Genomic DNA, 19781 nt, shown 5'->3' with positions numbered 1-19781 from the left:
GTCAGCGCGCCTCGCTGCGGTCACGGCCGAGGAAGCGGTCGCGGGATTCGGCCCATGCGGCGAGGCAATCGGCGTCGTTCGCCGCCGCCTCGCCGAGATGCTGGCACCGACGCAAGGTTTCGCGCAGCGGATCGGCGGGCGGCTGGAGGGCCGATGCGGGTCGTGGCGCGGAAGGCTCGTCCTTCCGCGCCATGTCGATTGCGGTCGCCGTGACGGCGATGGCGATGAACACAACGGCCCCGAGCCGCGCCAGCATCTTGCCGTCCATGGCGAGCCTCCCGTCAGTTGTTGCCGTTGAACATCTGCGCGTTGCCTGGCTGGTAGCCGGTGCCGGGCGTCAGGAACCGCTCACGCTGGATGCGGCCCTGTTCGGCGGCGGTCGCACGCTCCGCCTCCGTCAGCGCGTCGGCACGGCCGTTTGCAGAGATGACCGCGATCAGGTCGGAAAGCTGCTGCGACTGGAGGGCAAGGAGCTGGTTGCCGGCCTGCGTCGCCTGTAATGCCCCGGTTGCACCCTGACTCTGGCCGACCAGCGCAGCCATCTCGGCGCGGTTACTGTCTATGTTGCCGACTGCACCCGCCTGCACGCGCATCGCGTCCTGCAAGCCGCCGACCGTGTTCTCCCATCGGCTGCGTGCATCGGCGACAAGCTGGGCGTCGGTCGCCGAAAGCGAGACATTGCCGTATTGCTGCTGAAACGCCTGGTCGATCTGGCCGACCTCGAACGCGATGTTCTGCGCTTGGCCGAGAAGCTGTTGCGTGCGCTGGACGTTCTGCTGGAGCGACTGGAGCGAGGAATACGGCAGGCTCGCCAGATTGCGGGCCTGATTGATGAGCATCTGCGCTTCGTTCTGGAGGCTGGTGATCTGGTTGTTGATCTGCTCCAGCGTGCGGGCGGCCGTGAGCACGTTCTGCGCGTAGTTGGACGGGTCATAGACGATGCGCCCGAAAAGCTGGGCGTGGGCCGGTGCCGCCGCCATCGGCGAGAGGGCTACGGGCACGGCGAGCGCCAGCGCGAGGGCCGAGGCCCCGACGATCTTGGAATAGGTCATGGAAGAATCTCCTGTGTGGGGTGGGTATGGAGCCGGGCCGGCGCGGTGGATTCCGGTCGGTCGGCAAGATTGGTGAGGTTCGGGATCAGGTCGGCGGCCCAATCGACGCCGCGCACCCGTAGCCACGCGGCGAGGAAACCATCGCGGCCGTGTTCGGCGACGATCTGCGCAATGAGCGTCTGGTCGGACTTGGCGGAAGCGGCGCAGAGCGCGAGGCCAACTTCGGACAGGCCAAGCACGAACAGGCGATTGCCGCGCCGCGACTGGCAATAATAATCGCGCTTGGGCGTGGCCCGTGCGAGGATTTCTATCTGCCGATCATTGAGGCCGAAGCGGCGATAGATGGCCGTGATCTGCGGCTCGATGGCGCGCTCGTTCGGGAGCAAGAGCCGCGTCGGGCAGCTCTCGATAATCGCGGGCGCAATGTTGCTGCCGTCGATGTCGGACAGGCTCTGCGTGGCGAAGATGACGCTGGCGTTCTTCTTGCGCAGCGTCTTCAGCCATTCGCGGAGCTGGCCGGCGAACCCCTCGTCGTCCAGCGCAAGCCAGCCCTCGTCGATGATGAGCAGCGTGGGCCGCCCGTCGAGCCGGTCGCCGATGCGATGGAACAGATAGGCGAGCACGGCCGGGGCCGCGCCGGTCCCGACAAGGCCCTCGATCTCGAAGGCTTGCACATCGGCCGAGCCGAGATGTTCGGCTTCGGCGTCCAGCAGCCGGCCATAGGCACCGCCGACGCAGAACGGCCGGAGCGCCTGTTTCAGATCGTTGGATTGCAGCAGCACCGCAAGGCCGGTGATGGTGCGCTCCTCGACCGGGGCCGAAGCCAGCGAAGTCAGCGCCGTCCAAAGATACTCCTTGACCTCGGGCGTGATGGCGATGCCTTCCCGCATGAGGATGGCGGCGATCCAGTCCGCCGCCCATGCCCGTTCATAGGTGTCGTGGATGCGGGCGAGCGGCTGGAGCGAGACGGACGCCTCGGCCCCTTCCGTCAGCCCGCCGCCAAGGTCGTGCCAGTCGCCGCCCATGGCGAGCGACGCGGCGCGGATCGAACCGCCGAAGTCGAAGGCAAAGACTTGGCTGGCCTCGTAGCGGCGGAACTGGAGCGCCATGAGGGCGAGCAGCACGCTCTTGCCCGCGCCCGTGGGGCCGACGACAAGGGTGTGCCCTACGTCGCCGACATGCAAAGACAACCGGAACGGGGTTGAGCCTTCGGTCTTTCCAAAAAGCAAAGGGGGCGCACCGAAATGCTCGTCCCGTTCCGGCCCCGCCCACACCGCCGAAAGCGGGATCATGTGGGCGAGATTCAAAGTGCTGATAGGAGGCTGCCGGACATTCGCGTAGGCGTGTCCGGGCAGGCTGCCGAGCCATGCGTCAACCGCGTTGACGCTCTCGGGCATGGCGGTGAAGTCGCGGCCCTGAACGATCTTCTCGACCAGGCGCAGCTTCTCGTCGGCAATGCGCGGGTCGGCATCCCAGACGGTAACGGTCGCCGTGACGTAGGCCATGCCCGCCACGTCTGCGCCGAGTTCCTGCAACGCCATGTCAGCGTCAAGCGCCTTGTTCGCCGCATCGGTGTCCACCAGCGCGGACGCCTCGTTGGTCATCACCTCTTTCAGAATCGCGGCGATGGACTTGCGCTTGGCAAACCATTGGCGACGGATGCGGGTCAGCAGCCGCGTCGCGTCTGTCTTGTCGAGCAGGATCGCGCGCGTGCTCCACCTGTAGGGGAACGGCAGGCGGTTCATCTCGTCGAGCAGGCCGGGCGTCGTCGCGGTCGGGAAACCCACGATGGTCAGCACGCGCAGATGCGCGTCGCCAAGGCGCGGCTCCAGCCCGCCGGTCAAGGGCTGGTCGGCCAGCAGCGCGTCGAGGTGCATCGGCACCTCTGGCACGCGCACGCGATGCCGGTTGGTCGAGATGGTGGAATGGAGATAGGTCAACGTCGCGCCGTCATCCATCCAATGGCACTCCGGCATGAAGCCGTCGAGCAAGGCCAGCACGCGGTCGGTGCGGTCGACAAAGCCGCGCAGCAGCTCCCACGGGTCCACGCCGGTTTTCTCGCGGCCCTCGTACAGCCATGCCTCAGTGCGCGCGGCCTCATCGGCAGGCGGGAGCCAAAGGAAAGTCAGGTAATATTGGGACACGAAGTGAGCGTCTTGTTCCTCGAACTGCGCTTTCCGTTCGGCATCGACCAATGCGGATGCAGCATCGGGGAACTTGCTCTCGGGGTATTGCGGAGCCGCAAGCCGAACGGCTTCGACGAAGATGCTCCAGCCGGAGCCGAGACGACGCACGGCATTGTTGATGCGGCCGGCGACGGCGACCAGCTCGGCGGCGACAGCGGAATCCAGATCGGGACCGCGAAACTTCGCCGTCCTCTGGAGACTGCCGTCCTTGTTCAGGACGACGCCGGAGCCAACCAATGCGGCCTATGGCAGATAATCGGCGAGCCGGGTGGCGGTGCGGCGATATTCAGCAAGGTTCATCATTGCTGCGTCCTCACACTGCCAGAAAAGCCGGGATGCGCAGATGCCGCCGCCCGACTTCGACAAAGAGGGGATCGCGCTTGGCGGCCCAAACGGCCGCGAAATGGCCGATGGCCCAGATGGCGATGCCGACCAGCCAGAGACGCAGGCCGAGGCCAACGGCCCCGGCCAGCGTTCCGTTCATGATGGCGATGGCGCGCGGTGCGCCGCCGAGCAGGATATGCTCGGTCAGCGCCCGGTGGACCGGAACAGCGAAGCCCGGCACTGCGTCGAGCTGTTCGAGGCCGCCCGCCATCAAACGAGCGCCCCGCCGCCGAACGAGAAGAACGACAGGAAGAAGCTCGATGCCGCGAAGGCGATGGACAGGCCGAACACGATCTGGATCAGCTTGCGAAAACCGCCGCCTGTATCGCCGAAGGCCAAAGTCAGGCCGGTCACGATGATGATGATGACGGCGATGATCTTGGCGACCGGCCCCTCAATAGACTGGAGGATGCTCTGGAGCGGCGCTTCCCACGGCATCGACGAACCGGACGCATGGGCGGCTGGTGCGAGCATAAGGCTGATGGCAAGGGTGGATGCGGCGGTCGCGGCAAAGCGATAGCCGCGCGAAATCGTTCGGATCATGAAGATTCTCCTGTGCTGGTGGGGATTGCTGAAGGGATCGGATGCGTGATGCGGTAGTCGCCGTCCGGCCCCAGCCCCTCGACGCGGGCAAGCTCGGCCAGCCGGCGCGCTGAACCGCGCCCGGAAAGGACGGCAATAAGGTCGATAGTCTCGGCGATCAGGGCGCGCGGGACCGTGACGACAGCCTCCTGGATGAGCTGTTCAAGGCGACGGAGCGCGCCGATGCCGGTGCCGGCATGGATGGTGCCGATGCCGCCCGGATGGCCGGTGCCCCAAGCTTTCAGAAGGTCGAGGGCTTCCGATCCGCGCACCTCGCCGATAGGAATGCGATCCGGGCGCAGGCGCAGCGAGGACCGAACCAGATCGGAGAGCGTCGCCACACCGTCTTTCGTCCGCATGGCGACCAAATTGAGCGCGGCGCATTGCAGCTCGCGCGTGTCTTCAATGATGACGACGCGATCCTGAGTCTTCGCCACCTCGGCCAGCAGCGCGTTGGTCAGCGTGGTCTTGCCGGTGCTGGTGCCGCCCGCGACAAGGATGTTGGCGCGGGCTGCAACGGCTTCGCGCAGCGTTTCCGCCTGATCGGCGGACATGATGCCCGCCGCCACATAGTCGTCGAGGCTGAACACGGCGACGGCGGGCTTACGAATGGCGAAGGTCGGGGCGGCGACCACAGGCGGCAACAGGCCCTCGAACCTCTCCCCGCTCTCCGGCAGCTCGGCCGAGACGCGCGGGCTGCGGGCATGGACCTCTGCGCCGACATGGTGCGCAACCAGTCTGACGATGCGCTCGCCATCGGCTGCGGACAGGCGCTCGCCTGTATCGGAAAGCCCTTCGGACAGGCGGTCGATCCACAACCGGCCGTCCGGGTTCAACATCACCTCGACCACGGCCGGGTCTTCGAGCAGCCGGGCAATGGCGGAGCCGAGTGCGGTGCGCAACATGCGCGCACCGCGCGCAATGGCTTCCGGTTTTTGGTGATTGGTGGTCATGTCGGCCCCGGTGTTTGATGGGGACGCGACAGTCGATCCCCGGATCGGGGTCGATTAAAAGAGCCCGGAAGTGGGCTGGTTCAACAAGTATCTAGCTCTGTGCGGTGATCGGCGGCGAACGGCGGTAAATAGGATGGGTCGAAAACCGACACTCTCGAATGAATCGCTGTTGACGAAGCTCCGGCCCACACGTTACATCGCGCCTGCCCAATCCATACAGATAAGGGATTGTAGATGTTGGAGCTTGTGACCACCCGCTGATCGTCTCGATTGATCGAGACATCTAGCCGCATCGTTCGCAACGGCAAGTTTTGCCGGTGTTGAATGTTGCGCGGGTGATTTCTCTACACAGGCTTATCCATGAACATCTCACGCAGCGAACAGCGCATTTTACACGTGCTGGCGCAAGGCGGTTATATACGCCATCAACGGGCCGATAACGGCCGTATCATCGACGTGCTCTGCTTCACGCGCGATGGCCATGTTTTGGCCGATTGCACGCCAGAGGTCTTTGCCAAACTCCGACGTAAGCGCCTGATCGAATCCAGAGCGTCCAGCCCTTATCGGATTTCCGATAGAGGTCGCCGCTCCGTTCGCGCTCAACTCGACAACCGCTAAGGAAACTACATGCTGATCCGGAACGAAACTATCGATGACATACCGGCAATTAGCCGCGTCGTCACCGAAGCCCTCAAGATACTTGCGCAATCCACCGGAACCGAGGCAGGCATCGTTGAAAGGCTAAGAGCGGAGGGGGCACTTACCCTCTCGCTTGTCGCCGAGGACAAAGGCAAAGTGATTGGTTATCTCGCCGGCTCTGCTGCACGGGTCGGGTCGCAAGATGGTTGGGGTCTGATCGGCCCGCTTGCTGTTCTGCCTGCAAGGCATCGTCAGGGTATCGGCACGGCTCTGATGGCCGAAGCACTCAAGCGACTGCGGGCGACAAGCAGGGGCGCAGCACTGGTGGGCGATCCCGCCTACTATAGCCGGTTCGGCTTTCGGGCCTTCCCCGAATTGGGCGTAGCTGGCGTTCCACCCGAGGTCGTCCAAGCCTTGCCATTCGACGGCAATGAGCCTCGCGGCGAACTGATTCATCATCCGGCATTCGGTCTGGATCAACAGGGATAAAAAGGGCCGGGCTGTTTTCAAACAGGTGCAGCCCGGCCTATTCCTAATAATGGCGGGTTAAAGCTGTGTCTTGCTCGCATCGGTAATTTCAGGTTGGGCAGGATCACTGTCAAAAACCTCGACGTCGCGCGACAGCTCTTTGAGGAACCTATCACCCGTCGCCAAACGCTTGCCGAGGGTCTGCATGAAGCCCTCGAACCGCTCCGCGCCTTTCGCGCGGGCTGCGGATTGTGCTGCTCCTGTGAGCGGCGGCGTGATGGTCATCCAGAAATGGATGAACTGCGCGACCGTCTCGCCGAGAACGGCGAGATCTAGGTCGAGCGTGTCGATCTGCCGGCCGAGCTTGTCCAAGCGGCGCGACATGGCCGCTTCAAGCTGGTCGGCGGAATCGCCGGACAGGTAGGACATGACAGCCGCCTCTACGATGGCGGATTTCGAGACATTGCGGCGCAGCACCACCGAGCGGCGCAGCGCCATTGCTTCGATTTGGGGAATGAGCGCGGGGTCGAAATAGATATTCAGGCGGGTGCGTGTGGTCATGGGCGTGTCCTCAAAGGTCGATTCCATCATCGGGGTTCATGGCGACCTGCCGCGCTACCATCCTCATGCGCTGACGCATGGCGCGGACCTTGGCCGCATCAACGTCCGGCTCGTCGTCCAGAAACTCGAACTCCTGTTCGGGCGACGACGGCGGGGCGACGACTTCCTCATGCTCGGGCAATTCCGGCTCGCGGCGGATGCCGGCATTGGCCGGATCGCCCTCGGCCCCGTCTGCGGCATCGGTCGCGGAACGGCTTTCCGCCGCGACCACGCGGCCGGACCAATCATCGGCGGATGGGCTGGGCGCCAGCGGAGCGGCGACCAGATCGGGCGGGGTCAGGATGCGTTCCTGAAACCGCGTATCCTCGAAATAGCGGGCCTTGGTCGCGCGGATCGGCGGCGTGCCCGCAACCATCACGATTTCGTCCGTTGGCGGAAGCTGCATGATCTCGCCCGGCGTGAGCAGCGGCCGGGCCGTCTCCTGCCGCGACACCATGAGATGCCCGAGCCACGGGGCCAATCTGTGCCCGGCATAGTTGGTGGAATCGCGCAGCTCGGTCGCGGTGCCGAGCGCGTCGCTCACCCTTTTGGCGGTCCTTTCGTCATTCGTGGCAAAGCTGACGCGGACATGGCAGTTATCGAGGATCGCGTTGTTCGGCCCATAGGCGCGTTCGATCTGGTTGAGGCTCTGCGCGATCAGGAAGCCTTTGATTCCATAACCCGCCATGAAGGCGAGCGCCGATTCAAAGAAGTCGAGCCGGCCGAGCGCCGGAAACTCGTCGAGCATCAACAGCAAGCGATGGCGGTTGCCCGAGGTGGTCAGTTCCTCGGTCAACCGCCTGCCGATCTGGTTGAGGATCAGGCGGATGAGCGGCTTGGTGCGGTTTATGTCGGATGGCGGCACGACCAGATACAGCGTGACGGGCTGGCGGCTGCCGACCAGATCGGCAATGCGCCAGTCGCAGCGCGCCGTCACCCGCGCCACCACGGGATCGCGGTAGAGGCCGAGAAAGGACATGGCGGTGGAAAGGACGCCGCTGCGCTCGTTCTCGCTCTTGTTCAGCAGTTCGCGGGCCGATGACGCGATGACGGGATGAACGCCAGCCTCCCCGAGATGCGGCGTGTCCATCATGGCGCGCAAGGTCGCCTCGACCGGGCGGCGTGGATCGGACAGGAAGTTGGCGACGCCTGCCAGCGTTTTGTCGTTCTCCGCATAAAGGACATGCAGGATCGCGCCGACAAGCAGGCTATGGCTGGTCTTTTCCCAATGATTGCGCTTGTCGAGGCTGCCTTCGGGATCGACCAGAATATCCGCGATGTTCTGCACGTCCCTGACCTCCCACTCGCCCTGCCGCACCTCCAGCAACGGGTTGTAGGCGGACGATCCGGCATTGGTTGGATCGAACAGCAGGACGCGGCCATGCCTCGCGCGAAAGCCCGCTGTCAGCGTCCAGTTTTCCCCTTTTATGTCGTGGACGATGGCGGATGCCGGCCATGTCAGCAGCGTCGGCACCACCAGCCCGACGCCCTTGCCGCTTCTGGTCGGCGCGAAGCAAAGGACATGCTCGGGACCGTCATGGCGCAGATAGTCTCGGTCGTATCGGCCAAGGACCACGCCATCGAGGCCGAGCAATCCAGCCGCACGGATTTCCCGATCCTCCGCCCATCGCGCCGATCCGTAGGTGGCAACGTTGCGCGCTTCCCGCGCCCGGATGATCGACATGAAGATGGCTGCGGCGATGGCGAGGAAACCCCCCGATACCGCGATGATGCCACCCTCGACGAAGATCGCGGGCGCATAGGCGTCGAACGAAAACCACCACCAGAAGAAGGCGGGCGGGTAATAGACCGGCAGGCCCGCCAGCTCGAACCACGGCGCACCAAGTTGGGGCTGAAAGCCGAGGCGGAAAGCAACCCATTGGGTCGCCGCCCACGTCATCACCAGAACGATGGTGAAGACGACAGCGATCTGACCCCAAAGGATTCGGCCTCCGCGCAATGCAGGCTCCAGTCGGCAGAAGAGACGGAGCCGATCAGAGAGTAGGCAAAATCAGGATGGGCAACACGAAAGAGGATGCCGGAGGGCAGTCGGATACTATCGGCGGCAAATAGGACGGTTGCCTTGGGACCGTCGCCGATGCTGGTGCCTGTGTCGGCTGGCGGAAACGAATCGCGGCTGAAAGTCAGTCCGTGCGGACGATCCGGCCCATGTCTCTGGCGAGCGTGAGCAGGTTGCGGAGCGCCGCGCTGCGGCTGGACGGCGACCAGACGGCGGTGAATGGGACCGGCTCCGGCTCGTCGGCGATGGGCAAGAAAGTTATGCTGGTCGTCGGCAGCAGCGCCGTAGCAGCCCCGACGATGGTGATGCCGAAGCCCTGTCCAACCATGGACAGCAGCGCACCGCGCCCCACGTCGAAGCGCAGGATCGACGGCGCAGGCCAGCGTCCGGCATGGCGCAGGACGATGTGGCTATGAACCTGCGGGCCAGTGCCGCCATGACGGACAAGGAACGTCTCGCCTGCCAGATCGGCCCAAGTGATTGCCGATTGTCCGGCAAGCCGATGCCCATCCGGCAGCACGGCAACCAGCGGTTCGGTCCAGACTGGGCGGGTGTGGCAGTCAGGCAATTCGAGCTTCCCGGCGACGAACGCCACGTCCAGTCGGTCGGCGCGAAGCTGCATCACCGCATCTCGGGCAGTGCCTTCGGTGATTTCGATATGGATGCCGGGATGATCTCCGCGATATTGCGAGATAAGCTTGTCGAGGAAGCTGCCCGGTATCAGGGCATGGATGCCGATACGCACACGGCCCCATTCTCCCGACGCAGCCATTCCTGCGGTCTTCACCGCGTGGTCAAGTTGATCGACTCCCGCAGCGACCCGCTCCATGAAATGTCTGCCTGCGTCTGTTAGCCGAACGCCCCGCGCATGACGCTCGAACAGCAGGACGCCGAGATTTTCTTCCAGCGCCTTGACGCGCGCGCTGACACTCGACTGGCTAACGCCAAGCGCGTTGGCCGCATGTCGGAAGTTAAGATGCTCGGCAACGGCAATGAACTGGACAAGCGAAATGAGCGGTATCCTGCCGGACAAGATACCGCCATTCACGAGGCTGCGATGGCGGGTGCGCCGCATGGGTGCCAGCCGTCCTGCCAATCGCCGGTCAGACGACTGGCGATCTTTCGGCAGGAACGTCATGGGATCGAAGCAGCACTAGACCTGTGGATACCAGCACCGCCATCATCATCGCGTAACAGATCACGGGCCATGCCGTGTCGCCGTTTAGCAGCGTTACCGCCAGTGTGCCGACTATGCTGACGATCAGGCTCTGGATGCAGAAGTAGAACGCGACTGCCGATCCAGCAATGTCGTCGAATTGTGCAAGCGCGCCGTTGGCGGTAACCGACACCGTAAGGACAATGCCGACCGCTATGACCCACATCGGCACGATGAAGGTGAGGAATGACGGCGAACCGAAGAGTTCGCCGACCCCCAGCAGGACCGCCCCGAAAACGAGCAACGCCATTCCACGCGCTACGCAACCCACGATGCCCCATCTGGCGACAAAGGACTTCGCGAAACGAGTTGTTACGATCATAGCGAGTGCGACAGTGGCGAAAGCCAAACTGAAACCAATTTCGGAATAGTCGGCTTGGCCGATGAGCACGCGGGGCGCTGTCGAGAAGAAGACAAAGAACGTGCCCATGCCGGCGCTAAAGCCGATCGTGTAAACCCAGAACGCTGGATTCGCGAAAATCGGGAAAGCGGATCGGCGTGTCCTTGCTTCATCCAACGGGCGGGTTTCGTGCCATCTGAATCCGGCGTGCGCGGTGGCAATCAACGCAAGCACAGCAAGCGTGGCGAAGATTGCGCGCCAGCCGAAAAACTCTCCAATCAGAGCGCCAGCGATAGGGCCGAGTGCCGGAACAAACGCCAGCATCGAACTTAGGAGGCCATAGATGACTACCCCTTCGGGCCTCTTGGCATATACGTCGCGAACCGTTGCAAACATCGCGACGAGCATTGCGGATGCGCCGATGGCTTGCACCACACGGAAAGCAATGAACGCTGTAGCCGTGGAGGACCATGAGGCACCGAACGACGCGACGATGAAAAGCATGGCTCCGGCCAGAAGCACAGGCCGTCGACCTATGCGATCCGAAAGCGGGCCAAATACTACTTGGCCCACACCGAGCATCACCATGTAGAGGCTCAGCGTGAGTTGGATTATGGATGGAGTCGTATTCAGGATGCCTGGCATCGCTGGAACGACTGGAAGATAAATATCCATCGCCAGCGAAGCGAGGATGTCGAAGGGCGCCATAAGCAGCAAAGCTGCCGGCAGGGTGTAGGCCCACGCGGGGCGTGTATTGGTCATGACGAATCAACCGCTCGAATAGAAAATACCGGGCGGCGTCTGCTCGTCAGCAATCAGACTAGGGATTGGGTCTTACAGAGCGCCGCAACAACAATTCAGGTTGTTGCGGCTTACTTGTCTGCGGACTTGGAGCTTCCCATGCTGATGTTCCAAAAATTGAAGAATGGATACTGTCCTTATATGAAATCGCCGCTTGCTTCGCAATGCGCAATAGCAACCATCAGAGTTCAAGCCCCCGCTGCCTTCCCAACTGCCACGACACCGATCCACCCTGCACGACGCCCATGACCTCGCGGCCGAGGTGGCGGTCTATGACCGGCCTCCACGGGACAAGGGTAAATTCATGGGACTGTTCGACCACGGCGAACTTGCCGCTCGATAGCTGCACTGTGCCAGTGAACTTGCCGCTGACGTTCTCCCCGTCCGTGGCGGCGCGGAACGGCAGCCCCTTGCTCTCGGCCATCTCCGAACCGACGCGGGCAACCTCGCGCTCGCGCAGGGTGGCGAGAAGGCTGCGCCGGTAGAATATGCGACCGTTCCGCGCTCGGGTGGCGTCGCCCTGTTCGATATGATGCTCGCGGCGCTGGTCCATCGCCTCGCGCACCTGCTGGCCGAAGCCGGCCGGCGCAAGGTCGGCCGTCTCGCCATAGATCAGCCGCCGGTCCAGCCAGGTCGCGCCATCCGAACCGATCTGCTTTTCCAGACCGACCGGGGAAAGGACGCGAACGCTGGCCTGCCGGTCACGGCCGGCGTCATAGACGGCGGCACGGCTGACCAGATCATCGGGGATGCGCCATTGGTCGGCGTCGATGCGCTCGACGATCCCGGCGCGGCGCAGCGCCTCCAGTCGGCGGACATGGGCATCGACATAGCCCTCATGGTCGCCGCCCGGAACGCGGCCCTCGAATTTCGCCTGCTCCAGATGGCGGCTTGGCCGGTAGATGCCGTCCTCGGCGATGGCCGTAATGGTGCGGTCGGACGGCCGGGCCGTCGCCTCGGCCGGGCCGATCTGGATGACGCTGCCGATGCGGGCATCCTCCAGCCGCTCGGGCGCGATGCCCGCGATGTGGTGCGTCCGCCCGTCGATCCCGTCCACCACGATTGTCAGGTTCTCGCCCAGCTCGTCGGACAGGTGCTTGTCCACGACGCGGCCGACGATGTGTGTCTCGGGTGCTCCGTCATGGATTTGGAAGCTCATGGGATCGCGTTCGCCGCCCTGCGGGCCGAGCGCCTTCTGCATGGTGCGGATAATGTCGCAGCGCTCGCCCAACTCGCGCAGGGCCGGCTCCATGTCCTTGCTCAATTCCCAAACGGCAGGCGCGTGTTCGGTCGCCAGCCCCATCTTCTCCAGTTTGCCGAGACGGCGCAAACGCAGCGTCCGCTCGAACTGCCGCCTCGGCTCTGCCGGTTCATGGCGCAGGTCGAGGAAACGAGCATCGGCTTCCTCGACCATGGCGCGGTCGATCCGGGTGAAACGGTCCTGGTCGATTTCGGCCGACAGCTTGCGGGTCTGCTCGATCTCGGTGACGGGGCCGAGTTCCAGACTGGCAAGCTCGCTGGCGCGCTCGCGCAGGCCGGCCGAAAGATAGTCGCCGTTGATGACCAGATCCCCGCCGGCATCGTCGCGGCCGTTGACGACGATATGCACATGGGGATGGCCGGTGTTGTAGTGATTGACGGCAACCCAATCGAGTTTCGTGCCGAGGTCGGCTTCCACCTGTTGCATGAAATCGCGGGTGTAGGCTGTGAGGTCCGACAGTTCCGCGCCGTCCTCGGGCGAGACGATGAACCTGAATTGATGGCGGTCGTCCTTGCCGCGATCAAGGAAGGCGTCACCATCGGCGCGGTCCTCGGTCGCCGAATAGAGCCGGCCGCGCTCGCCGTCGCGTGACGTGCCGTCGCGCTGGACATAGCGCAAATGCGCGCGGGCGCGGCCGCCCTTCCACGCGGCCCGGACGCTGCGCTGCTTGACGATCACGCGGCGGCTGCCGGGCTGGCGATGATGCCATTGGCCGGAGATGTTCCGGGTGCGCACGAAGCTCGCGCCACGGCCGCGCTTCAAGCCCTTGCCGCTGGCGACCACGGCGCGGGACCGCCCCGGCGATGACGGGCAGGCAGATGACGGCATGGAAGGAGCGCGGGAGGTGGCTGCCTGATGCTGCCGGGTGATCTTCCTGACCTGCGTGAAAAAGCTCTTGGGTTTCCCGGCCTTCGGCGCGTCGGATCGGATGCGGCCGGGCTTCGGGCGGAAGCGGTTTTCGTCGTCGGCGCTCAAGCGCGCGACTCCAGCCAAAACCGCCGAAAACAGGCCGATATAGGCCTATGGTGCCGCTCGAAACCCTGCAAAGCCAGGGCTTTGCGCGAAATCGCGGCACGCGACCCCTTAAAACCATGGTGCCGGAACCGGACACCTAACCAGTGTGCAGACAACAATAATTTCCAGAAGCGGCCCGATATGGTGCCGTCTTCTTTAATCTTGCCCTCCGCCCTTTCTGCCTTCTGTGCCCTTCCTGCCGGGAATCCAGCCGGGCAAAAACCTGCCAGACCGGACACCGAAATGAGCGCCGCCGAGCGCGGGAACGCCACCCTCATGGCGCTCCCGAACCGCTCGCGTCGGCGACGAAAATGCTGTCGCCCCGTGACTCTGCATTGATGGGATCGCGCGCCGGAACGGTCGCGCGGCCGTCGCCCGGACGCATGACGAACAGCGGTGCCTCGCGCCAATCGGGCGGCGGTGGCGGTGCCGATGACGGCGCTTCGATTGCAGCCGCGCCGCCGAGGATCGGCGCGAGCGCGGCGACATAGGCCCGCGTTTCGGCCGGCAGGTTGCGGCCGGTCGCAAGGTGTTCGTCATAGCGGCCGGGACCGGCATTGTAGGCCGCCAGCATCGCCGCGACATTGCCGTAGCGGTCGAACATTTCGCGCAGGTAGGCCGTGCCTGCGAGGATGTTGTCGCGCGGGTCGTAGGGATCGCGGCCGAGGCCGTAGCGGACGCGCAGGCCCGCCCATGTGTCGGGCATCACCTGCATCAATCCCATCGCGCCGGCCGTTGAGACCGCGCGCACGTCGCCCGCGCTTTCAGCGCGCAGCACCGCGACAATCCAATGCTCGGGGACGCCGAACCGCTGCGACGCCTCGGCGATGTGAGCCGCATAGGGGTGGGCGGCGGCCGGGCGCTCGACGGGCGCGGATTGCGCGACCGCGACGCCCGATCCGGCGCAGACGGAAAGCGCGCCGACCAATATCAGGACGGCATAATGCCATGCAGTCCTGTCTCCGCTTCGACACCAGCCTGCCAGCGTGCGCGCTGCGGTCAAGGGCAAGGCGCAAGCGCCGGCCGATGGCCGCCCCTGACCTTCGCTGTGCGCGCCGGCCGTCCGGTGGCCAAGCGGGACGAAGGGATGAGACGGCTTTTCCGCGAACAAAGGGATAGGGGGTTTGGATCGCATGGCCTTAGTCCCGCTCGTCGCGCGGTTTGGGGCGGTTCCAGTGCAACGACCATGACGTTCCAGTGTCGTCATCTTGGAACAGGTTGGCGCGGATCGGCTGCGGCAAGGCCGGGTCGTCCAGCAGGACGGAAAGATATTCGCCCGCCTTTTCTCCGGTGCGTTTCCATGCCGCACCGACCTCCGGTCCATCCTCTGCGCCGTGGTGAACGCGGTAGTCCGGCGCGTTCTCCGCATCCGAACTTTCGGTCGGGACGATGGTGAGGTCGCGCAGCAGGGTCAGCGTATGGATACGGCCGACAAAGCCGGATTCCTCGCGCGTGAATTGACCAATCTGGGGCATGGAAATCTCCTGTGGTTGGTTTCGGGGGATGATTTCAGTGCGTCGGCGCGCGCCACTCGTAGCGGCCGACGCCTTCCTCATCGGTCCAGAGCGGGACCGCTCGGCCGATGACGGAAGCTGCGGTGGTGAGTCCGAAATAACGGCCGTCGAGGCTGTCGCGGACTTCCCAATTCATAAGGAAAAGCTGGCCTTCGCCGATCACTCGGCACCCCTGCCAGAAGGGCAGATCGCGGCCGAGGCTGTCACGCCCCTGCGCCTCGCCCATCTCGATCCCGTCCACCGTGATCGTGGATCGCAAGCGGCAAACCCGCTGTCCCGGCAGGCCAAGGACGCGCTTCAACAGCGGGACGCCGCGGGCGATATAGCCGCGCTCGGCCATGAAGGTGGCGAGCGGTTCGGGCGGCATGACGGCGACCAGTTCGGGCAGGTCGAGCGCGTCGGCCGGCTCGACGGTGTAGAAGCCGATGGGTGCGCTGGCCGTCGCGTTCCAGATGAGTTTCACGGGCCAATCGACGGCGCTGGCGGCGGCGATGCCGAGGACGGCGAGCGCCGTCACCGTGAGGATGCGGCGGCGCGTCATGGCTCGATCCTTCGGCGGTGAAGCCACGCGGCATGTCGCTCGGGCGTGTAGGCGTGCGGCTCCAGATTGGCAGTCAAGCGGTTGTGGACATGCCGCCAGTGCTCCGGTGCGGCGTCGGCCGGATCGAGGCCGAGCGATTCCACGGCGTCGATGGCGGCTAGCGCGCGCTGCACTTTTGGCCAGCTATCGAGGCGCAACAGGATTTCGCCGCCGGGACGGACGAACGGCAATGTCTGGAACGGCTCGCCGCGCCCGATTGCCCGCACAATGTCGATGCGGGAAACGACCGTGCCATGGTCGCCGTTCGCCCATCGGACGAAGGCGAAGACGCTGCCCGGCGCGAAACCGACAACGCTGCGGCGACGGTCAATGATCTGCTCGTAGCTTTTGCGGCCGAAGCGTATCCAGTGCTCGACTTTGCGTTTCTCGAAGTTCAGCTCGACCAATGTGGTGAATGGCGCAGGTCCGTCCGGTAGCGGACGGCCGTGTGCGCTGCGGTGAGCGCGACGGGTCATTGTTCGTCTCCGGGGATGTGCTGGGGGCTGCGCGGGCGCGGCGCGTCGTTCGCGGCGACCGTCATGGCTCGCCCCTTCGGGCGGAACCGGCACCACGCTTCGCCTGCGCGCGCGTCAAAGAAAAAGAGTTAGATTCTCTGTTAGATAAGTTAGCTGTCGGATTCCGCTTTTCAGGCCAAAGCGTTAGCTGCGGTTCGTGCGCCTGATCTACCGATAGTCGTGCGCCTGATGCGCCGATACCCCGTGCGCCTGATCTGCCGATGGCATTAACAGGGTTATCAACAGTGCCTGTTGACGAATTATCCGGGCGGATGCGCAGCAACTCGCGGCCGTCTTCCCGCTCGATCTGGAGGCGGTAGCCGGGGAGTTGCTGGCGGGCCGCGATCCGGCGCAGGTCCAGCGCGAAGTCGGACGGCCGGGCGAGGCTGCCGGATTTCTGATGAAGGTGCGCGACCTCGAAAATCCAGCCGTGGCGCTGGTGTCCGGCGTGTTTGCGCGCGACGCGATACAGCCAACGCTCGATGCCGCCTGTCAGCCGGAAATAAGCCGGGTCGATGGTCAGGACCAACGAGCGGTCGATGACGCTGTTGTAGAACCATTCGGGCAGGACGAACTCCATGCCCTCGACGCGGCCGCCGCGCGTCGTCATTTCCTCCCATTCATTGATCCATGAGAATTGCCGGCGACGCCAATGCGGGCCGTTGCGGATCGTGGTGGCGATGACGGTCGATTGGAGCCGCGCCAGCGCGGCTTTCAAAAGCCGGTATTGTTGATTGCCGGTCGGGCGTCCGATGGCGCGCAACAGATGGTAGGGCGTGAAGCGGACGAAGCGCGACGTGGCGAGGCCGTCATTCTCGGCCGCGACGATCTGCGAGGCCGCCCATATCAGCACATCGGCGTCCCATATCGTCGCCATGCCGTGCTCGGGCATCCCGAACACCTGCACCTCTATGTCGGCGGCCTTGTAGAGAATCGGCTTGGTGCGCGGGCTCTTCGCCAGCGAGAAAAAGGGCCGTTCCATCAAATCGCGCTGGTCGCGCGGCGGCGCATCGCCTGTTGCGACCACGAAGGGGTCCAGGCGGCTTCGCTCGCTGTCTCCGGTCGGCGGCGCGAGTTCATGATCGCCCTCGCGCAGCATCAGCAGGCGCCCCGTTCTTCGGGCGTAAGCGGACGCGCGGGAAAGACGGTGCCGGCGGTCTTGTCGCGGGTGGATTTGCGTTCGCCGACCGCGCTCCAGTCTTCCAGATCGCGGACGGTGTAGAGGACGCGACCGCCGACCTTGCGATAGGTCGGGCCGGTGCCATAGGTGCGATGTTTCTCAAGGGTGCGGATGGATATGCCGAGGAAGCGCGCGGCTTCCTTGGTGCGCAACAGGCGCGGCGGCAGGCCCGCAAGCGGGTTGGGCATGGATCACCTCCAGTCGGGATTTGGCTGTCGGGGACGGCAGCGGACTGTGGCGAACCATGGCGAGGGACCGGCGGCGCGTAGCGTGCCGCATTTGCGCCTGTGCGCTGGCGGCACCCCCTTCGGTGTGCAGCCTTCATGAATAGATGAAGGATTTCAGCGGCTCATTGCCCGCCGCGCCGAATAGGCAAAGACATTCGCGCCCGGTTCGGCTAAGAATCGCCTCGGAGCAGACGCGCTGCTCTGGGGCGTCGAAACCCCTCACGAATGGCTGGTGCTGGCCAGAACGGCACCAACTCCTTGACCTATGGTCGGGGAGCCTGTGGCGTATACAACAGGCTTTCCGAGCTAAAGGCCATGGGGCCGTTTCGTGACGGTTTCGAACTCCCCGATCACCAAGAGTCAGAGAGAATCGTTTGCGGGGGCGCACCGCAGACCAACTCTCTCCGATATGGGGAGTAGCCATGCGGGTTCCCGTCGAACTCGATCCCGATGTGGACGATGAAGCGCCGACTGGCGACGCTATAACTGTCTATGACGAACGGCACTACGTCACCTATCTGCGCCTTCTCGATGCCAAAGCCGAAGATGCGGACTGGAAGGAAGTGGCTCGGATCGTGCTGCACCGTGATCCGGTGGCCGAGGAACTTCGGACGCACCGTTGCTGGCAAAGCCATCTCGACCGCGCGCAATGGCTATCGCGGGAAGGCTATCGGAAGATTTTGGAACAGGCGGCGGCCAACAAGGCATGAGGGGCATGCCTGCACGATCAATGCGCGTCGGGCTTGATCGGGTAGTGAAGCAGCAGGCGATAGCCTCCGCGCATCATCTTGATGCCGTGAGCGACCAGACGGCGCGCCTTGTTCTTGCGCGGGTCACTCTCAAAGTCTTCCTTGGTGCCGCGAAAGCTGAGCAGGACTTCGGCGATGGTGCGGTAGCTCTCCCCGCGCAGCCGGGCGTCGAGCGCGCGCAGGGACAGGATATGCCATTGCCGGAGCTGCGCGGGAACCGCACGAAAATCGGGGCCGGGCGCGCGGCCGTTGAGGGACCGCCAAAGACGGCGGGCGGCATAGGCGCGCAACTCCAGAAAGGAATCCATCGGCAGGGTGACGGCGTAGAAGGCGGTGGCGTCAGGCACCGCCTCGGGCAGCCAGAATTGATGCGCGACGCCATCCACCTGCCAGATGCCGTGCCAGCCATCGGCGGCGCGGCGCAGGTCGAGGCCGGCGAGATGCGCCAGCGTCAATATCGGTTCGGCATCGCCGTCTTCGGGATCGACCGGCGACAACATCACGGCTTGCGGTTGCAGGCTCGGCGTCCAGATCGGGGATTGCTGGTCATGCGGCGCGTCGGGGTCGCACGGGAAATCGCAACCCCCAGCGATGCGCAAACGCTTCAAGGTCGCGGGCGGCCGGTTGTCCATTCAACGCGATGGTCTGGCAGTCCTGTCGATAATCGTGATTGCGGCGCAGATATTCCCACGCGAAACCAGCGGCGGGGATGTGTTTTGTGTGCCCGTATGCCGCCGGAGATCGCCAATCGATGCTGAGCATGGCGTCACCTCCCCAAGCCGGGATGCTCGGCAGCGCCCGGCAAAGAGAGGTTCAAGGATCACTGGAAATATAGAAGCCGCTCAAAGCAGATACCTTGAGCGGCTAACCCGATCATTTTTTGGTGGTTTTGGGTTGGCGAAAGCTGGTGCTTTCGCGATGCCTGCCTGTATGAGCACGGACAGGCAGGCATGATCTCATCTGCTGGAAAACACATGCACCTCACCGTGCGCGGTTTCAATAGTGAAAAGGTCGCCGCCCATCTCGGCGTCGCGGGCCATCGCATCCCAATCGACATAGTAGCGCAACGCCTCGGGGATCGTGACGCTTTCGGTGGTCAGTTCCTCCATGTAGTCGGCAAGGCTGGCGAACTGGCCATGATAGCAGTCCTGCATGGCAGTTTCGGCTTGCCCCAGGTCGCCGCCAAACTGCTCCGTTAGACCCGCGCCGAGTGCGCCATGCTCCGCGATGAAAGCCGCTGTCCGCGCCACGCTGTCGATGCCAGCATGTTCGGAGATGCTGACGCCCTCGAAGCCCTCATAGTCATGAATGGCGTATTCCTCCGCAACGTCAATGGGGGAACGAGCAAGCATCGCGGCAATCTCGTCCCTGATCTGCTCAGCGTCCTGATCCGCGTCGATCCACGCCCCGTGCAGATAGCCGTTATTGTAGGCGGCAAGGCAGGCGACATAGATGCGGGGGTGGCTGTCGGATACGTTGGTCATGTCTCTGATCCTCGGG

The 19781-nt window shown here is 64.2% G+C and carries 22 protein-coding genes and 2 pseudogenes; 3 read left to right on the top strand and 21 right to left on the bottom strand.

All coding sequences use genetic code 11. From position 1 onward, the window contains the following. Position 1: 1 nt before the first annotated feature. From trbK-alt to trbB, 6 genes and pseudogenes are all read right to left on the bottom strand, one after another. Complete coding sequence (gene trbK-alt, locus FHY56_RS08315; RefSeq protein ID WP_140904693.1) at positions 2–268, bottom strand: putative entry exclusion protein TrbK-alt; 267 nt, start codon at positions 266–268, stop codon at positions 2–4. Between the two features lie 13 nt (positions 269–281). After that, on the bottom strand, positions 282–1052 hold the full coding sequence (gene trbJ, locus FHY56_RS08310) for a P-type conjugative transfer protein TrbJ (RefSeq protein ID WP_140904692.1): 771 nt from the start codon (positions 1050–1052) through the stop codon (positions 282–284). Further along, a pseudogene (gene trbE, locus FHY56_RS08305) lies at positions 1049–3541 on the bottom strand (conjugal transfer protein TrbE). The gene trbJ and the pseudogene trbE overlap by 4 nt, the downstream one beginning before the upstream one ends. 10 nt (positions 3542–3551) lie before the next feature. Further along, a complete protein-coding gene (locus FHY56_RS08300) occupies positions 3552–3833 on the bottom strand; it encodes a VirB3 family type IV secretion system protein (protein WP_140904691.1) in 282 nt (93 codons plus the stop codon). Continuing rightward, entirely contained in the window at positions 3833–4165 is a 333-nt protein-coding gene (locus tag FHY56_RS08295; RefSeq protein WP_140904690.1) for a TrbC/VirB2 family type IV secretion system protein, read from the bottom strand. The genes FHY56_RS08300 and FHY56_RS08295 overlap by 1 nt, the downstream gene beginning before the upstream one ends. Next, entirely contained in the window at positions 4162–5157 is a 996-nt protein-coding gene (gene trbB / locus FHY56_RS08290) for a P-type conjugative transfer ATPase TrbB (protein WP_140904689.1), read from the bottom strand. Before trbB ends, FHY56_RS08295 begins: the two co-directional genes overlap by 4 nt. Positions 5158–5517: 360 nt before the next feature. Between trbB and FHY56_RS08285 the strand changes: the two genes are divergently transcribed. Next, positions 5518–5775 carry a YjhX family toxin gene (locus FHY56_RS08285; RefSeq protein ID WP_140904688.1) on the top strand — a complete coding sequence of 86 codons (258 nt, stop codon included), beginning with the start codon at positions 5518–5520 and terminating at the stop codon, positions 5773–5775. 9 nt (positions 5776–5784) lie between these two features. Further along, positions 5785–6285, top strand: coding sequence for a GNAT family N-acetyltransferase (locus FHY56_RS08280; protein ID WP_140904687.1), 501 nt, complete (start codon positions 5785–5787; stop codon positions 6283–6285). A gap of 57 nt (positions 6286–6342) precedes the next feature. Here FHY56_RS08280 and FHY56_RS08275 read toward each other — a convergent pair whose 3' ends face one another. The 12 genes and pseudogenes from FHY56_RS08275 to FHY56_RS08225 form a co-directional block, all read right to left on the bottom strand. Beyond that, the gene (locus tag FHY56_RS08275) at positions 6343–6825 is read right to left on the bottom strand and encodes a CopG family transcriptional regulator (RefSeq protein ID WP_193556767.1); all 483 of its coding nucleotides are present in this window, start codon (positions 6823–6825) and stop codon (positions 6343–6345) included. Between the two features lie 10 nt (positions 6826–6835). After that, complete coding sequence (locus FHY56_RS08270) at positions 6836–8824, bottom strand: conjugal transfer protein TraG (protein ID WP_140904686.1); 1989 nt, start codon at positions 8822–8824, stop codon at positions 6836–6838. A 184-nt stretch (positions 8825–9008) separates the two neighbouring features. Beyond that, entirely contained in the window at positions 9009–9959 is a 951-nt protein-coding gene (locus FHY56_RS08265) for a LysR family transcriptional regulator (protein WP_140904685.1), read from the bottom strand. Positions 9960–9987: 28 nt separating this feature from the next. Continuing rightward, positions 9988–11202: a chloramphenicol/florfenicol efflux MFS transporter FloR gene (gene floR, locus FHY56_RS08260; RefSeq protein WP_140904684.1), complete on the bottom strand. Its 1215-nt coding sequence runs from the start codon at positions 11200–11202 to the stop codon at positions 9988–9990. 220 nt (positions 11203–11422) lie between these two features. Beyond that, a complete protein-coding gene (locus tag FHY56_RS18160; RefSeq protein ID WP_452101242.1) occupies positions 11423–12655 on the bottom strand; it encodes a DUF3363 domain-containing protein in 1233 nt (410 codons plus the stop codon). 174 nt (positions 12656–12829) lie between these two features. Continuing rightward, positions 12830–13330: pseudogene (locus tag FHY56_RS18355) on the bottom strand (relaxase/mobilization nuclease domain-containing protein); the annotation flags it as partial. Between the two features lie 460 nt (positions 13331–13790). Beyond that, positions 13791–14651 carry a lytic transglycosylase domain-containing protein gene (locus tag FHY56_RS08250; RefSeq protein ID WP_140904682.1) on the bottom strand — a complete coding sequence of 287 codons (861 nt, stop codon included), beginning with the start codon at positions 14649–14651 and terminating at the stop codon, positions 13791–13793. 4 nt (positions 14652–14655) lie between these two features. Then, positions 14656–14991 carry a DUF736 domain-containing protein gene (locus tag FHY56_RS08245; protein WP_124085323.1) on the bottom strand — a complete coding sequence of 112 codons (336 nt, stop codon included), beginning with the start codon at positions 14989–14991 and terminating at the stop codon, positions 14656–14658. Positions 14992–15025: 34 nt separating this feature from the next. Next, on the bottom strand, positions 15026–15571 hold the full coding sequence (locus tag FHY56_RS08240; protein WP_140904681.1) for a S26 family signal peptidase: 546 nt from the start codon (positions 15569–15571) through the stop codon (positions 15026–15028). Next, positions 15568–16086 carry a DUF2840 domain-containing protein gene (locus FHY56_RS08235; protein ID WP_140904680.1) on the bottom strand — a complete coding sequence of 173 codons (519 nt, stop codon included), beginning with the start codon at positions 16084–16086 and terminating at the stop codon, positions 15568–15570. The genes FHY56_RS08240 and FHY56_RS08235 overlap by 4 nt, the downstream gene beginning before the upstream one ends. Before the next feature lie 61 nt (positions 16087–16147). Then, on the bottom strand, positions 16148–17224 hold the full coding sequence (locus FHY56_RS08230) for a replication initiator protein A (RefSeq protein ID WP_140904679.1): 1077 nt from the start codon (positions 17222–17224) through the stop codon (positions 16148–16150). Continuing rightward, positions 17224–17493: a helix-turn-helix transcriptional regulator gene (locus FHY56_RS08225; protein WP_140904678.1), complete on the bottom strand. Its 270-nt coding sequence runs from the start codon at positions 17491–17493 to the stop codon at positions 17224–17226. Before FHY56_RS08225 ends, FHY56_RS08230 begins: the two co-directional genes overlap by 1 nt. Positions 17494–17954: 461 nt before the next feature. Between FHY56_RS08225 and FHY56_RS08215 the strand changes: the two genes are divergently transcribed. Continuing rightward, on the top strand, positions 17955–18242 hold the full coding sequence (locus FHY56_RS08215) for a DNA -binding domain-containing protein (RefSeq protein ID WP_140904677.1): 288 nt from the start codon (positions 17955–17957) through the stop codon (positions 18240–18242). 17 nt (positions 18243–18259) lie between these two features. On the opposite strand, the gene FHY56_RS08210 is transcribed toward FHY56_RS08215, so the two are convergent. From FHY56_RS08210 to FHY56_RS08200, 3 genes are all read right to left on the bottom strand, one after another. After that, on the bottom strand, positions 18260–18781 hold the full coding sequence (locus tag FHY56_RS08210; protein WP_140904721.1) for a DUF2285 domain-containing protein: 522 nt from the start codon (positions 18779–18781) through the stop codon (positions 18260–18262). Positions 18782–18827: 46 nt separating this feature from the next. Then, a complete protein-coding gene (locus tag FHY56_RS18155; RefSeq protein WP_140904676.1) occupies positions 18828–19043 on the bottom strand; it encodes a transcriptional regulator domain-containing protein in 216 nt (71 codons plus the stop codon). Between the two features lie 194 nt (positions 19044–19237). After that, positions 19238–19765, bottom strand: coding sequence for an antirestriction protein ArdA (locus FHY56_RS08200; RefSeq protein ID WP_140904675.1), 528 nt, complete (start codon positions 19763–19765; stop codon positions 19238–19240). Between the last annotated feature and the right edge of the window lie 16 nt (positions 19766–19781).

The organism is Brucella gallinifaecis (genome assembly GCF_006476605.1).
GTDB classification, from domain to species: Bacteria; Pseudomonadota; Alphaproteobacteria; order Rhizobiales; family Rhizobiaceae; genus Brucella; species Brucella gallinifaecis.
The sequence above is the reverse complement of the archived record's forward strand: the minus strand, read 5'-3'. Positions and strand labels throughout refer to the sequence as shown.